Below are 13,006 nucleotides of genomic sequence, written 5' to 3'. Positions count from 1 at the left end.
CGCGCGCAAACTGGAAAGGTCAAGCAAATGAGTAATCCGGTAAGTTCTATCGTCGGCGTTCCTACGGCGTCTCGGAAAGACGCCAACATGGGGCTCATGCTGGTTGAGCAGGGAAAGATGACTTCGGACGAAGTGGAAAGCGTGCGTCGCCTGCAGAAGGCCGAGGGACTGCGCTTCGGCGAAGCGGCGCAACGGCTTGGCCTGGTTACCGAGGCGGATATTCAACAGGTGCTGGCGCACCAGTTCGATTATCCCTATCTGCAGGCTGGCGGAGGAAACTATTCGCCGGAGCTCATGGCTGCTTACCAGCCGTTCAGTGCGGAAGTCGAAATGCTGCGTTCAGTACGCAGCGAGTTGATGCTGCGTTGGTTCCGACCGGGGCGCAAGAGCCTGGCGATTGCCAGCGCCAACCCCGGCGACGGCGCCAGCCTGCTGGCGGCCAATCTCGCCGTTGTGATTTCGCAGCTCGGCGAGCAGACGTTGCTGGTCGATGCAAATCTGCGTAATCCAAGTCAGCACAAGATATTCAATCTGGATGCCGGTCGTGGACTGGCCGATGTCTTGGCTGGACGTGCCGGTTTGGACATGCTGGAGATGGCTGAATCGTTCGTCGACCTGTCGTTGTTACCGGCCGGATCGCCGGTGCCCAATCCCCAGGAATTGATCAGCCGCGCAAGCTTCGTCGCAACGAACAAAACGTTGTGCGAGCGCTTTGACATCATTTTGTATGACACTCCGGCGTTCTCAAGCGCAGCGGATGCCTTGACGATCGCTGCACGCGCTGGAGGCGTGTTGCTGGTGGTCCGCAAGGATCATACCCGGATGGCTGATCTCAGCGCTTTTAGCGATCAACTACGCCGTAGCGGTACTGAAGTGGTCGGCTCGGTAATGGTGAGTTTCTGAGATGAAGAATTTCATTTTTCCGCGACAAGCCGGTGTTTCACTGCCAGCCGGAAGAATGGTGTTTTGGATCCTGATGGTCGCGTTGATCTATCAGGCGGTGCTATGCGCAATTCACACCAATGTTCATGCCATTTCGGTTGCCGGCGTAGGGCTGACGGAAGCCGTCATCTACATCGCATGCATTACGGTCCTGATCAAACGCATCCGGCTTGAGTTTGTGGCCTTTGCAACTTTGGTGGCCGCGTACCTGTTCCTGATGGCGATTTTTCGCAATCAATTGGACCCGAAGGGATTCAGAGACGTGATGATTCCCATCTTGTTCTACGGAGTGGGACGGGAAATCGGCAACGTCAAATACGCAGACAGCTTGCTTAAGCTGATGGTCTTGGTCGTGCTTGCATTCGGATTTTTCGAGTTGTTCTTTCTTGATGCGTTTTCGCGGATCTTCAATATTTTTCCTACTACGTCAGCCAAGGCAATCTTGCCGCCGGCTCCAACTGGGCGAAAGATAGTGTGTTAGGGCTGAACGGGATGCGGCCGGAAGGGATTGGCCGCACGATTTTGCCTTCACTGATTGGCAACCACCGGATCTCATCGATCTTTCTGGAACCTGTTTCGCTAGGAAATTTCGCCGTCATTATCGCGGCATGGGGCTTGTCGAAGCGCAGAGACGAGATCAAGGAGATGGTTTTTTTCCTGTTGGCGGCCGCCATCATGATTACCTTGAGCGATTCCCGCTACGGCATGATCACCGTCGCCGCGCTGGTCGTAATGCGTTGCCTGCCGCTGCACAAAGCGAATATCTGGATGATTGCTCTGCCATTGATTAGCGTGTTGCTGTTGCTGTTTCTTGCGGCGTTCTTTGGCGCCAATATAGCGACAGTGTTCTCGGCCGGCTTTTTGTGAGCGGAAAAACATTGCTGAATCTGGACCTGGGAATGATATTCGGTCTGGACGGATTCAATACCAGTTTCGGCGACATGGGATATCCATCCTTGTTTACGCGGCTCGGTCTGCTGCTGTGCATTTTCCTATGGAGCGCGTTCTGGATGCTGAAAATGGCGGACGAGAGAGGCAATCGATTCCGCACGTATATCACGCTGTACATGTCCCTGATCCTGTGTGTGAGCGGGACCTCTCTCTTTGCCTTGAAAACAGCCGGAATTCTGTGGTTCCTGGTGGGCTGCACCGTGGGCCGTCCGAAAGAAATGCAGGCGGCGTCATCCGCAAACGTATCGCAGCCGTCCAGCATCTGAAATGAAAAAGGAATCCAAAAATGCCTATTAAAGTTGTGCACATTGTGCGTCAGTATTCTCCTTCGATAGGAGGCATGGAAGATGTGGTCCAGAACATCGCCAGGCAACAGCGCGAGCACCACGATCAGATTCCCAAGATCGTCACGCTCAACCGCCTGTTCAGAAATTCCGACGAATTTCTTGCTCCTGAAGCGCAGATCAACGGCATCGGCGTAGTCCGGTTACCGTTTCACGGCACCAGCAGATACCCACTTTGTCCGCAGGTGCTACAGCACGTGGCGGACGCCGACGTAATTCATGTGCATGGGATTGATTTCTTTTTCGACTATCTGGCGGTCACCAAACCACTGCATCGACGCCCCCTGGTTGCCTCCACCCATGGCGGCTTTTTTCACACCAAGTTCGCGTCGAAATTAAAGAAGATCTACTTTAATACGGTAACGCGCGCTTCTTCCATGGCTTACGACAAGATCATTGCCACCAGCGATAACGATGGCGACATTTTCACCAAGATCGTCAGCCCGCCGAAATTGGCTGTCATTGAAAACGGCGTCAATGTGGAAAAGTACAGTGGCCAGGCTGCGTCTGTGTCCTCGAAAACGATGATTTATTTCGGCCGCTGGTCTGTCAATAAAGGCCTGCTGGAAACGCTGGCTCTGTTCAAACACCTGGTCGCACGCGAGCCAGACTGGAAACTGATCATCGCCGGCCGTGAATACGATCACACCGCAATCGAACTCAGAGTTGCGGTGGAACAGCAGCATCTGACGAGATCTGTGCAGATAGTGCCAAATCCCACCGATCACGAACTGGCCTGCCTGATCGGACAATCCAGCTATTTCATATGCCTGTCGCGGCATGAAGGCTTCGGCATTGCGCCAATTGAAGCGATGAGCGCCGGATTGACGCCGGTGTTGAGCGACATTCCACCATTTCGCCATTTGATCGAGCAATCAGGGATCGGGCTTCTGCTTTCGGCAGGGAACGGCGCAGACAACATGGTCGGTCTGTTGAAATTGCACGAAGAGACGCAGGCGGCATATGCACAAAGACGGATACAGGTCCAGCAGTTCGCGGATCGCTATAACTGGCGGCGTATTGCAGACAAATATGTTGACGTTTACAGAGACCTGACGGATTGAACCCGACTGAATGGATGGATTCGGATCATGAGGATTGCTTTGAAATTATCTGGTGCCAGCCATGAATAAGACGCGAATTGACGCAATCACGGGTTTGCGCGGATTGGCGGCACTGCTGGTTGTGTACGGCCATTCGGTGGACTGGTTTTCTCTTCCCTGGAAGATCAATTCTTCCGGAGAAATCGGCGTGATGATTTCTTTTCGTTGAGCGGCTTTCTCATGGCCTATCTCTATCTTGGAAAGACATTTTCGGTCCAGAGCGTGGCCGACTATGCGATAGCTAGATTCTCACGCATCGCGCCTGCTTATCTGGTCATTCTGTTGTTCTCATTCCTGATCTACACATACCTGGACCCGAATTTCGTGTACGGCATTTCCAGCAACAACATCCTTCGCCACATTTTTTTCTCCGGCAACGTGTCAGTGTTCTGGAGCATCACACCTGAAGTCGAATTCTATTTTCTATTCGTTCTGGTCTGGGCCGCAGCCAGTCGCTATACCACACGTCACGATATGGTCGGCCTCGCATTCCTGACATTCGGCGCCTTGATTGTGCTGTCGTATCGGGATATCTTTCCTGGAACTTTTGTTGGCTCAAAGCTTCACTATTTCGTGTTTGGGGTGATTGCCGGAATAATTCGTTCGAGAATCAGGACGGAGAACCAGAGTGAAAAATCACTCACCGTCTTGCATGCGCTGCTGATTGCGTCGATGGTGTTGATGGAAAGCGGATGGGTGGCCTTTCCTTTTTCGAGCAACAAGGAATTCTATAACAGCATCTTGACCGCCGTTTTCGGCTCCTTCCTTGTCTTCGGGTTTTCTTTCCCATCCGTGCCCGGAAAATTTTTCTTTGAAAACAAGTTCATCGTTTTATGCGGGGAATGCAGTTTCTCGATCTATTTGCTGCATATGCCGATCATTTATCTATTTCATAAATTTCTTCCATCGCCGTTTCAGATGGTGTTCCTCATTCCTTTTATGGTTCTTATCCTGGCGTTTTCGTGGCTCAACTATCAGCTGGTTGAAAAGCCGGGGGCGCGGCTAATCAGGTTTGTGGGAAATGCAGTTAAACAGAAACTCATTCCGATCTATCCGCTGGCGTCCCGCCCTCAATCCCTCTCCGTTGAAAGTGAAACCAGATGATCAAGATCCTGCCAATGAGAGCGCGTGGCGACGCCAGTCCGTCCTCCGACATGTGGCGGCGGGCGCTGGCCGTCGTGGTGACTGTCGGATGCGTCTTGTTTTGCAATCTGGCGGTTGCCGGTTGCCTCGATGATAAGCGCAGGGTCGGCGTCAACCTGAGCGGCGCCGAGTTCGCTGCGGAAAAATTGCCGGGAACAGTCTTTAAGGATTACGTTTATCCCGATCCGGCCGACATGCGTCATTTCCAATCGCTGGGCATGAATACCTTTCGCCTGCCTTTTCTGTGGGAGCGGATACAGCCACAATTATTCGGCGCGCTTGATCCGGGAGAATTGCAACGGATAAAAGACACTGTCGCGACTGCGCAATCGCTCGGAGTGTGCATTATTCTCGACGTACATAATTTCGGACAGTATCGCGGCAATCCTATTGGTTCGTCCGGCGTGCCGCGTGCTGCCTTTATCGATTTGTGGGCGCGTCTGCTGACAACGTTCAAGGATCCTGCCAACACTGCGTTCGATTTGATGAATGAACCTGCAAAAATGTCAGTGGCGGCCTGGGCATCGACCGCGCAGGAGACGCTTAACGTTTTGCGTAAACGCGGTTCCAAGCATTTGATCATGATTCCGGGCGGTGGCTGGAGTGGCGCGCATTCCTGGGATACGAAAGATATCGGCGTGTCGAATGCCGATGCTTTCCGGTCATTTCGCGATCCCGAAAACAATTACATGATTGAAATGCATCAGTACGCTGACGCCGATTCCTCCGGTACCAGCAACACTTGTGTCGATCCCGTTCGCTTGAGTGCGGTGATGGCAAACGTCACGGTATGGGCCAATTCGACCAAGCAGAAATTGTTTCTCGGTGAATTCGGCGTTGCCGTCAATGGTCCCTGCTTAAAGGCGTTGATGGCAATCATGGAAGGCATGAAAGGCAGTTCTGCCTGGGGCGGCTGGACCTACTGGTCCGCTGGCAAGTGGCTAGGGAGCTATCCGTTCAGTATCGAACCAGATGATAACGGTGACAAGCCGCAAATGGCGATTTTGAAAAATTACATGCCTTAGTGAGATGCGAGGCAGGGCGCAGATTTTGTTTTTATGCATTCGTTGTAGCAGATAACAAAGAGGGATTCGAATGAAAATTTCATTGATATTGGCAACGGTAGGGCGCTCGGAAGAAGTTGCACGGTTATTGGCCTCGCTGGATGCGCAGGACTATCGCAACTTCGAATTGATCGTGGTTGATCAAAATCAAGACGACAGGCTGGTGTCGATGCTCGCATCGTATCGCGAGAAATTTGCAATTCGACATGTGCGATCGGCTGCGCATGGCGTGTCGCGTGCGCGCAATGTTGGTCTGGAATTGGCGGATGGAGACGTAATTGCTTTTCCGGACGATGATTGCTGGTATCCGGAGGGCCTGTTGCAAAAGGTCGTCACTATATTGAACACTCATCCTGAGTTGGACGGAATTACCGGGCGTTTTACCGACGGCGACGGCCTCACCGAGGGGCGTTGGCTAGAAAGCAGCACGCTGCTGAATCGCTTTAATGTGTGGCGCGGAGCGATCGAATTCAGTATCTTCTTGCGCCGCCGCGTGGTTGATGCGGTGGGAAAATTCAACGAATCGCTAGGCGTTGGCGCTGGAACGGCTTGGGGCGCTGCGGAGGGCACCGATTATCTCTTGCGCAGTCTGCGGCACGGCTTCAAATTGAAATTTCTGGTCGATTTGACTTTGCATCATCCAGTCAAGACCACCAATTTCGACGACGGCGCTTGCAGCAGGCAGAAGAAATATGAAACTGGAATCGGCCATGTGATGCGCATCAACGACTATCCGCCCTGGTATTTCCCAGGCACCTGCCTGCGGACATGCGCAGGCATTGTATTGGCCATGGCGAAGGGGGATTTTCCAAAAGCCCGATTCAAGTACGTCAGCGTACTGGCGCGTATGCAGGGTTGGCGTGGTTAAGCCGACGGAGCGCGTAATCATGTTTGAATTTTCTACCAGATCAAGGGCAGCATGAATCAGAAGAGGATCAGCGGCGGCTTGGCATCGGGATCGATCTGGTCGATCGTGGATAACCTCGCGCAGCAGGTGCTGTCATTTGCCGTTTTTGCGGTTCTTGCGCGCTTTCTGGCGCCGGATGCTTTTGGCTTGCTGACTATTGCGCATTTGTTCATCTTGTTTACCCGATTGGTGGTCTTCGACGCGATTGCCATGCCTATCGTGCGTACTGCCATCCCGAACGACAGGCTTTATTCATGGGTGTTTACGTGTTGCGCTACGGTTGGCCTGTTGCTTGCCGGCGCGATGTTTTTTTCGGCCGGCGTGGTGTCTTCCATGTTTCGAGCGCCGGAACTGAAAACGGTGTTGCAGGGGATGAGCCTTTCGATCCTGTTCTTCGGCCTGGTACGTGCTTATGAGGCGCGGCTTGTGCGCAACATGATGTTCCGTCAGCTTGCAATCCGTTCGATTTTTTCAGTAACGATCGGCGGCGCTATCGGAATCGCACTCGCCGCCAGCGGTTGGGGGGCGATGTCGCTGGTGGTGCAACAGGTGACAGCGTCCGGTTTGGCGCTGGTGCTGGTGGTGCTGCAGAGCCGCTGGTTGCCGAGCATGGTGTTTGATGTCGCGCTGACGCGCAAATATTGGCATGATATTCGGCAGGTGGGGCTGACCGGCGTGCTGGGATTCGCCAACACCAATGGCGATTCGCTTTTGGTGGGGATTTTCCTGGGACCGTATGCCACCGGTCTGTACAACCTGGCAAAGCGGGTGACCTCGTCCGTATATCTGGTCATCTCCAGTTCGATGCACAGGGTCGCACTGCCGGTGTTTTCCGATGCGGGGATGGATCTGGCGGCACTGCGTCGTGGCTATTTGAAGATTCTCGGTATTACGCTGTTTTGCGTAGCGCCCTTGCTGTGTTTCCAGGCCGTACTGGCGACACCTCTGGTGGTCACGGTTTTCGGCCAAAAATGGCTGCCGGCGGCGCCGATCATTGGTGCCTTGGCGTTGCTATATCTGATCTCGTCGATTGTGCAACTGAATGACTACTTGTTCTTCGCACTGGGAAAAAACCGCGTCCCAGTGTTGCTTGGCATCGCCCAATTGACGCTCGCGACCGGCCTGGCGGCCATCTTTTACCGTTTCGGTCTGCTGGGCATGAGTCTGTCCTTCTGCGCTGCCTATCTCATGGTATTTCCGGTGTCGCAATCGCTGTTGAGCCGAGAGCTCGGCTTGGATTTGCGCATGACCTGGTACGCGCTGGCGCCGCCTTTGGTGGGAAGCCTCATTCTACTTCTTGGATTGGGCGCTTATCTATTGCTGATGCAGCAGCATTTTACCAATGTGATCGTGGTTGGAGGAGGGGTTCTTGTCGCCTGTTTGCTGTATCCGTTGATGGTGATTGCCACCGGATGGCATATCAGGGCGGTCAACGGTTCCTGGCATGAATTATCTCTGTCGGTGATTCGGCTGCGTTGGTTTTGCGCGCGGTAGATGCGTGCATCTGTCGAGCGATGATCAGGCAAGGGAAATGCGACGACGAGGATTTTGCATTTGTTTGTTTCGGATATTGCAGTTAGGAAGGAGTTGTCGATGAGTGTCGAAAAGATCATTCCGATCGCCGGGTTCCCCGTCGTTAACACGACGTCACCGGCATTGAGCAGATATTTGTTGCGCACAGTGCGTGCCAATAAAAAGGCGACACTACTGTTCGCCAACACGAATTTCATTGTTCAATGCCGCTATCTGCTTGACAAGATCAAGAGGGGCTCCGTGACGATTGTCAACGACGGTGTCGGCATGGATATCGCGGCATATCTGTTTCTCCGAGAAGCGTTCTCGGAGAATTTGAATGGCACTGATTTTGTACCGCACTTATTTTCCGCTGCGAGAAAACCCTTGCGCGTGTTCATGCTGGGCGGTAAGCCGGAGATACTCAAAAGATCGGTTGAGCACGTCAACAATATGTTGAATCAGGAGGTAGTTGGCAGCTGCGACGGTTACGACGGCATGGCAAGCAATCACGCAATGCTGGTGGACTCGATCAACAAATCGCGGGCGGAAATTGTCTTGGTGGCGCTTGGCAATCCGATTCAGGAAGAATGGATTCTCGCCAATCGTCAGGCCCTGACTGCCAATGTGGTTATCGGTGTTGGCGCTCTGTTCGATTTCTGGAGCGGCGATAAGCCGCGCGCACCGCGTCTGGTGCAACGTACCCGACTCGAATGGCTGTATCGACTGTGTCTTGAGCCACGTCGATTGCTGCGCCGTTATACCGTCGACATCATGAGATTCCTGATTTTGTGCCGCAAATATCGCGAAGGAAAACGACAGGCTTGAAATGACTGGTCAGGCGCTTGCCGGCAGATCGATAGAAGCCGACGCCGTCGAATCTTATTAACTTATTCCATTTGATGAGGTAGGAAACATGAAAGCAATGATTTTAGCTGCCGGTAAAGGCACGCGAGTTCAACCGTTGACCTACGATCTCCCCAAACCGATGATTCCGATCCTGGGCAAACCTGTCATGGCTTACCTGGTCGAGTACCTCGCAAGTTACGGTGTACGTGACATCATGGTGAACGTCAGTTACTTGCACCAAAAGATAGAAGAATATTTCGGCGACGGAAATCAGTTCGGGGTACAGATCGGCTATTCCTTCGAAGGCTATGTCAACAGCAGCGGCGAAGTGGTGCCTGAACCTTTGGGCTCGGCTGGCGGCATCAAGAAGATTCAGGAGTTTGCAAATTTCTTTGACGAAACCACCATCGTGATTTGCGGCGATGCCTTGATTGATCTCGATCTGACCTCCGCGTTGTTCGAGCACAAGCAGAAGGGTGCATTGGCCAGTGTCATTACCAAGGAAGTGCCTTGGGACAAAGTGCACAACTATGGTGTGGTGGTGGTAGATCAGGAGGGCCGGGTACAGTCGTTCCAGGAAAAACCACGCAAGGACGATGCCTTATCCAATTTCGCCAGCACCGGCATATATATCTTCGAACCGGAAGTCATCGATCTGATCCCTGCGAACACAACGTTTGACATCGGCTCCGAGCTGTTCCCGCTGATGGCGCAAAAAGGTATGCCGTTTTATGCGCAGCAGCGCTTTTTCAACTGGATCGATATCGGCACAGTGACCGATTTCTGGAGTGTGCTGCAAAGCGTATTGCAGGGCGAAGTGGCGCAGCTGGAAGTTCCGGGAACGCAAATTGCCGACGGTCTATGGGTCGGTCTCAACACCAGCATAGACTGGGATGGGACGACCATCGAAGGGCCGGTCTATATCGGTTCAGGATGCAAGATCGAGGCCGGTTGCAAGATCATCGGCCCGACCTGGATCGGCCATGGCAGCCATCTGTGTTCCGGAGCGGAGGTAGTGCGGAGTGTGTTGTTTGAATACACCCGCATACTTGATAACGCGCATCTGGACGAGGTCATTGTGGTCAAGGAATACAGCGTTGACCGTGCCGGCAATATGCGCAAGTTGCCGGACGCAGGCACTGATAATTGGGGCGACGCACGTGACAGGTTGCCGGAAAAATACGCGGAAGATAAAGCCTCTTTATCGTTGAGTGATCTATGAACATCTATCCCGTCATCCTTGCCGGAGGCTCCGGAACGCGCTTGTGGCCTTTGTCTCGCGAGGCATTGCCGAAGCAATTGCTGCCGTTATGTTCGGATCGCTCTATGTTGCAGGAAGCATTGTTGCGCCTGTCTGAGTGGCCGGAATTGATGCCGCCGCTGCTGACCTGCGGCGATGAGCACCGGTTTCTGGTGGCTGAACAAATGCGCGCAATCGGCATTGTGCCGCTCGATATTTTGCTGGAGCCACAAAGCAAAAATACCGCGCCATCAGTCGCGGTGGCGGCGCATTATCTGCTGCAAAAGGATAAAGATGCGGCGATGCTGGTGCTGCCTGCCGATCACGTGATTGGCGATGTCGAGGCTTTCCATATGGCGGTCCAGCGCGCGATATCTGCCGCCGAAAGCGGTGCGTTGGTGACATTCGGCATCGTGCCGTCCGGCCCTGAAACTGGCTATGGCTATATTCGTCGAGGTAAAGCTGCGTCGCAAGGGGGCGAAGGTTGTTATGCCGTCGAAAAGTTTGTCGAAAAGCCAGACCGCGCTACAGCCGAGGTGTTTGTCGCCGATAAGGCCTATAGCTGGAACAGCGGCATGTTTTTGTTCAAAGCAGACCGCTATCTCGACGAGCTGCGGGAATTTCGGCCAGCCATCGCAGAGAGCTGCAAAAAGGCTTTCGATGGTGCTTACCACGATCTCGATTTTTGTCGTTTGGATGAAGCTTCTTTTGCCGTTTGTCCAGCGGAATCGATTGATTACGCCGTGATGGAGAATACGCGTCACGCCGTAGTGGTTCCGGCTGAAATTGGCTGGAGCGATGTCGGTTCATGGTCTGCGCTGTGGGAAATACTGGCAGAAAAAGAGGGTGATTCCGAAGGTAATGTGCTGCGCGGTGACGTGTATATGGACGATGTGCAGAACTCGATGATTCGTGCGGAGAATCGCTTTGTCGCGGTGATCGGTGTCCAGGACCTGGTAGTGGTGGAAACCAAGGATGCGGTACTGGTGGTGCACAAGGATCAGGTTCAGAGTGTCAAGAAAATCGTCGATGACCTCAAGAAAAATAGCCGCACCGAGCACATGAATCACACGCGCGTCTATCGGCCTTGGGGGCATTACGAAGGTATCGACGCCGGCGAGCGCTTCCAGGTCAAGCGCATTACCGTCAATCCCGGCGGGAAACTGTCCCTTCAAATGCATCATCACCGCGCCGAGCATTGGGTGGTCGTCACGGGAACGGCGCGGATTGTTTGCGGTGAGGAGGAAAAGCTGCTTACCGAGAATGAATCCACCTACATCCCGATCGGTGTCAGGCACCGCCTGGAAAACCCCGGAAAGATGCCCTTGCATCTTATCGAAGTGCAATCCGGAGGCTATCTGGGAGAGGATGACATCGTTCGCTTCGACGATATATATAAACGCAGCTGAAAACGCAATCGCATACACGTGCTGAATATATTCAATCCGTCGGCTGGATGGATCAACAGCTGAGCGATTCTTGCTGTGGCGTCCCGCAGCGCTACAAACCAATTTTTATCACAGTGAGATTGAGGCTATGCTCCCACTCGAAAAATCGATATTTAAAGCTTACGACATCCGCGGTGTTGTCGGAAAAACGTTAGATGCAGGTATTGCGCATCATATCGGTCTGGCTTTTGGCGGTGCTGCCCGCGCCTTGGGCGAAAAGACGGTTGTTATCGGTCGGGACGGCCGTTTGTCCGGCCGCGAATTGACCGCTGCACTGGCAATCGGGTTACAGGAAGCCGGCGTGGATGTGATTGATTTAGGAATGGTCGTCACCCCGATGGTGTATTTCGCCACCCACGTCCTTGGCGCCCAATCCGGCGTAATGATAACTGGTAGCCATAACCCGCCTGACTACAACGGCTTCAAGATGGTGTTGGCCGGTGAGGCGATATATGGCGAAACGATACAGGCGCTGTATAGGGAGATCGTCCGCGCCGTCGGCAGTGCGGTGCCGCCGCAGGTTGGCAGGATTGGAGATTACCGCACGCATGATATCAAGGAAGCTTATCTGCAACGCATCCTCAGCGATGTCAAATTGGCGCGCCCCATGAAGATAGTGGTGGACTGTGGCAATGGGGTCGCGGGCGCCTTTGCCGGCGAGTTGTATCGCGCACTCGGGTGTGAGGTGCAAGAGTTGTTCTGTGAGGTGGACGGCACTTTCCCCAACCATCATCCCGATCCAGCCCATCCTGAGAATTTGCAGGATGTGATTCGTGCCTTGCAAAGCGGCGACGCAGAACTCGGTTTGGCTTTCGACGGCGATGGCGATCGTCTCGGTGTCGTCACGAAAGACGGTCAGATCATCTATCCGGATCGCCAGCTAATGCTGTTTGCCGCCGACGTGCTGACGCGTCATCCTGGTCAGAGCATTCTGTACGACGTCAAATGCACGCGCCATTTGGCGCCGTGGATCGCAAGACACGGCGGTACGCCATTGATGTGGAAGACCGGGCATTCGCTGGTGAAAGCCAAGATGCGCGAGACGGGAGCTCCACTTGGCGGCGAGATGAGTGGCCACGTGTTTTTCAAGGATCGCTGGTACGGCTTTGACGACGGCTTGTATGCGGGCGTCCGTTTGCTGGAACTGCTGAGCCGCGAAAATGATCCGTCAGCAGCGTTGAACGCATTACCCCAGTCCATCAGCACACCCGAGCTGCAACTGCAGTTGGTTGAAGGCGAAAATTTCTCACTAATAGAGAAACTGCAGGAAGATGCAGAATTTCCAGGAGCCGAGAAAATCATCAAGATCGACGGCCTGCGCGTCGAATATGTGGATGGATTTGGGCTGGCGCGCTCGTCCAATACTACACCGGTGGTGGTAATGCGTTTCGAGGCCGAATCGGACGCCGCCTTGGCGCGCATACAGTCGGAGTTCAAGCGAGTGATTCTGGCGGCGAAGCCGGAAGCGCTCTTACCTTTTCAAGTACTTCTTTAGATCAATAA

Annotated in this window: 14 protein-coding genes; all 14 read left to right on the top strand. The window is 53.6% G+C overall.

The window, feature by feature from the left end; translation table 11 throughout:
* Nucleotides 1-27: 27 nt before the first annotated feature.
* A complete protein-coding gene (epsG, locus tag CAter10_RS13965) occupies nt 28-903 on the top strand; it encodes a chain length determinant protein tyrosine kinase EpsG (RefSeq protein ID WP_061533880.1) in 876 nt (291 codons plus the stop codon).
* Between the two features lies 1 nt (nt 904).
* The gene (locus CAter10_RS23695; RefSeq protein WP_236905363.1) at nt 905-1,423 is read left to right on the top strand and encodes a hypothetical protein; all 519 of its coding nucleotides are present in this window, start codon (nt 905-907) and stop codon (nt 1,421-1,423) included.
* Nucleotides 1,424-1,464: 41 nt separating this feature from the next.
* Nucleotides 1,465-1,809, top strand: coding sequence for a hypothetical protein (locus CAter10_RS23690; RefSeq protein WP_236905360.1), 345 nt, complete (start codon nt 1,465-1,467; stop codon nt 1,807-1,809).
* 11 nt (nt 1,810-1,820) lie between these two features.
* Nucleotides 1,821-2,159, top strand: a complete 339-nt coding sequence (locus tag CAter10_RS23685) for a hypothetical protein (RefSeq protein WP_236905358.1) — start codon at nt 1,821-1,823, stop codon at nt 2,157-2,159.
* 20 nt (nt 2,160-2,179) lie between these two features.
* Nucleotides 2,180-3,301: a glycosyltransferase family 4 protein gene (locus tag CAter10_RS13955; RefSeq protein ID WP_061533879.1), complete on the top strand. Its 1,122-nt coding sequence runs from the start codon at nt 2,180-2,182 to the stop codon at nt 3,299-3,301.
* A 61-nt stretch (nt 3,302-3,362) separates the two neighbouring features.
* A complete protein-coding gene (locus CAter10_RS23680) occupies nt 3,363-3,509 on the top strand; it encodes a hypothetical protein (RefSeq protein ID WP_236905357.1) in 147 nt (48 codons plus the stop codon).
* Nucleotides 3,506-4,444 (top strand): acyltransferase family protein, encoded by a 939-nt coding sequence (locus tag CAter10_RS13950; protein WP_236905356.1) that lies wholly within the window; start codon nt 3,506-3,508, stop codon nt 4,442-4,444. The genes CAter10_RS23680 and CAter10_RS13950 overlap by 4 nt, the downstream gene beginning before the upstream one ends.
* Nucleotides 4,441-5,508 (top strand): glycoside hydrolase family 5 protein, encoded by a 1,068-nt coding sequence (locus tag CAter10_RS13945; protein WP_231878983.1) that lies wholly within the window; start codon nt 4,441-4,443, stop codon nt 5,506-5,508. The genes CAter10_RS13950 and CAter10_RS13945 overlap by 4 nt, the downstream gene beginning before the upstream one ends.
* 70 nt (nt 5,509-5,578) lie before the next feature.
* Entirely contained in the window at nt 5,579-6,415 is an 837-nt protein-coding gene (locus tag CAter10_RS13940) for a glycosyltransferase family 2 protein (RefSeq protein ID WP_231878979.1), read from the top strand.
* 51 nt (nt 6,416-6,466) lie between these two features.
* Entirely contained in the window at nt 6,467-7,948 is a 1,482-nt protein-coding gene (locus CAter10_RS13935) for a lipopolysaccharide biosynthesis protein (RefSeq protein ID WP_061533877.1), read from the top strand.
* A 99-nt stretch (nt 7,949-8,047) separates the two neighbouring features.
* Nucleotides 8,048-8,794 carry a WecB/TagA/CpsF family glycosyltransferase gene (locus tag CAter10_RS13930; protein ID WP_061533876.1) on the top strand — a complete coding sequence of 249 codons (747 nt, stop codon included), beginning with the start codon at nt 8,048-8,050 and terminating at the stop codon, nt 8,792-8,794.
* Between the two features lie 88 nt (nt 8,795-8,882).
* Complete coding sequence (locus tag CAter10_RS13925) at nt 8,883-10,037, top strand: nucleotidyltransferase family protein (protein ID WP_061533875.1); 1,155 nt, start codon at nt 8,883-8,885, stop codon at nt 10,035-10,037.
* On the top strand, nt 10,034-11,464 hold the full coding sequence (locus CAter10_RS13920) for a mannose-1-phosphate guanylyltransferase/mannose-6-phosphate isomerase (protein WP_061533874.1): 1,431 nt from the start codon (nt 10,034-10,036) through the stop codon (nt 11,462-11,464). Before CAter10_RS13925 ends, CAter10_RS13920 begins: the two co-directional genes overlap by 4 nt.
* A 127-nt stretch (nt 11,465-11,591) precedes the next feature.
* Nucleotides 11,592-12,998, top strand: a complete 1,407-nt coding sequence (locus CAter10_RS13915; protein ID WP_061533873.1) for a phosphomannomutase/phosphoglucomutase — start codon at nt 11,592-11,594, stop codon at nt 12,996-12,998.
* Nucleotides 12,999-13,006 lie beyond the last annotated feature (8 nt).

This window comes from Collimonas arenae (genome assembly GCF_001584165.1).
Classification (GTDB): domain Bacteria; phylum Pseudomonadota; class Gammaproteobacteria; order Burkholderiales; family Burkholderiaceae_D; genus Collimonas; species Collimonas arenae.
Note: the sequence above shows the minus strand (reverse complement) of the source record. Positions and strands in the feature narration are given on the sequence as shown.

Bases quoted from the DNA above. Each gene is read 5' to 3' on its own strand.
- epsG (WP_061533880.1), top strand. From the start codon at position 28: ATGAGTAATCCGGTAAGTTCTATCGTCGGCGTTCCTACGGCGTCTCGG.
- CAter10_RS23695 (WP_236905363.1), top strand. From the start codon at position 905: ATGAAGAATTTCATTTTTCCGCGACAAGCCGGTGTTTCACTGCCAGCC.
- CAter10_RS13955 (WP_061533879.1), top strand. From the start codon at position 2,180: ATGCCTATTAAAGTTGTGCACATTGTGCGTCAGTATTCTCCTTCGATA.
- CAter10_RS23680 (WP_236905357.1), top strand. From the start codon at position 3,363: ATGAATAAGACGCGAATTGACGCAATCACGGGTTTGCGCGGATTGGCG.
- CAter10_RS13945 (WP_231878983.1), top strand. From the start codon at position 4,441: ATGATCAAGATCCTGCCAATGAGAGCGCGTGGCGACGCCAGTCCGTCC.
- CAter10_RS13940 (WP_231878979.1), top strand. From the start codon at position 5,579: ATGAAAATTTCATTGATATTGGCAACGGTAGGGCGCTCGGAAGAAGTT.
- CAter10_RS13935 (WP_061533877.1), top strand. From the start codon at position 6,467: ATGAATCAGAAGAGGATCAGCGGCGGCTTGGCATCGGGATCGATCTGG.
- CAter10_RS13930 (WP_061533876.1), top strand. From the start codon at position 8,048: ATGAGTGTCGAAAAGATCATTCCGATCGCCGGGTTCCCCGTCGTTAAC.
- CAter10_RS13925 (WP_061533875.1), top strand. From the start codon at position 8,883: ATGAAAGCAATGATTTTAGCTGCCGGTAAAGGCACGCGAGTTCAACCG.
- CAter10_RS13920 (WP_061533874.1), top strand. From the start codon at position 10,034: ATGAACATCTATCCCGTCATCCTTGCCGGAGGCTCCGGAACGCGCTTG.
- CAter10_RS13915 (WP_061533873.1), top strand. From the start codon at position 11,592: ATGCTCCCACTCGAAAAATCGATATTTAAAGCTTACGACATCCGCGGT.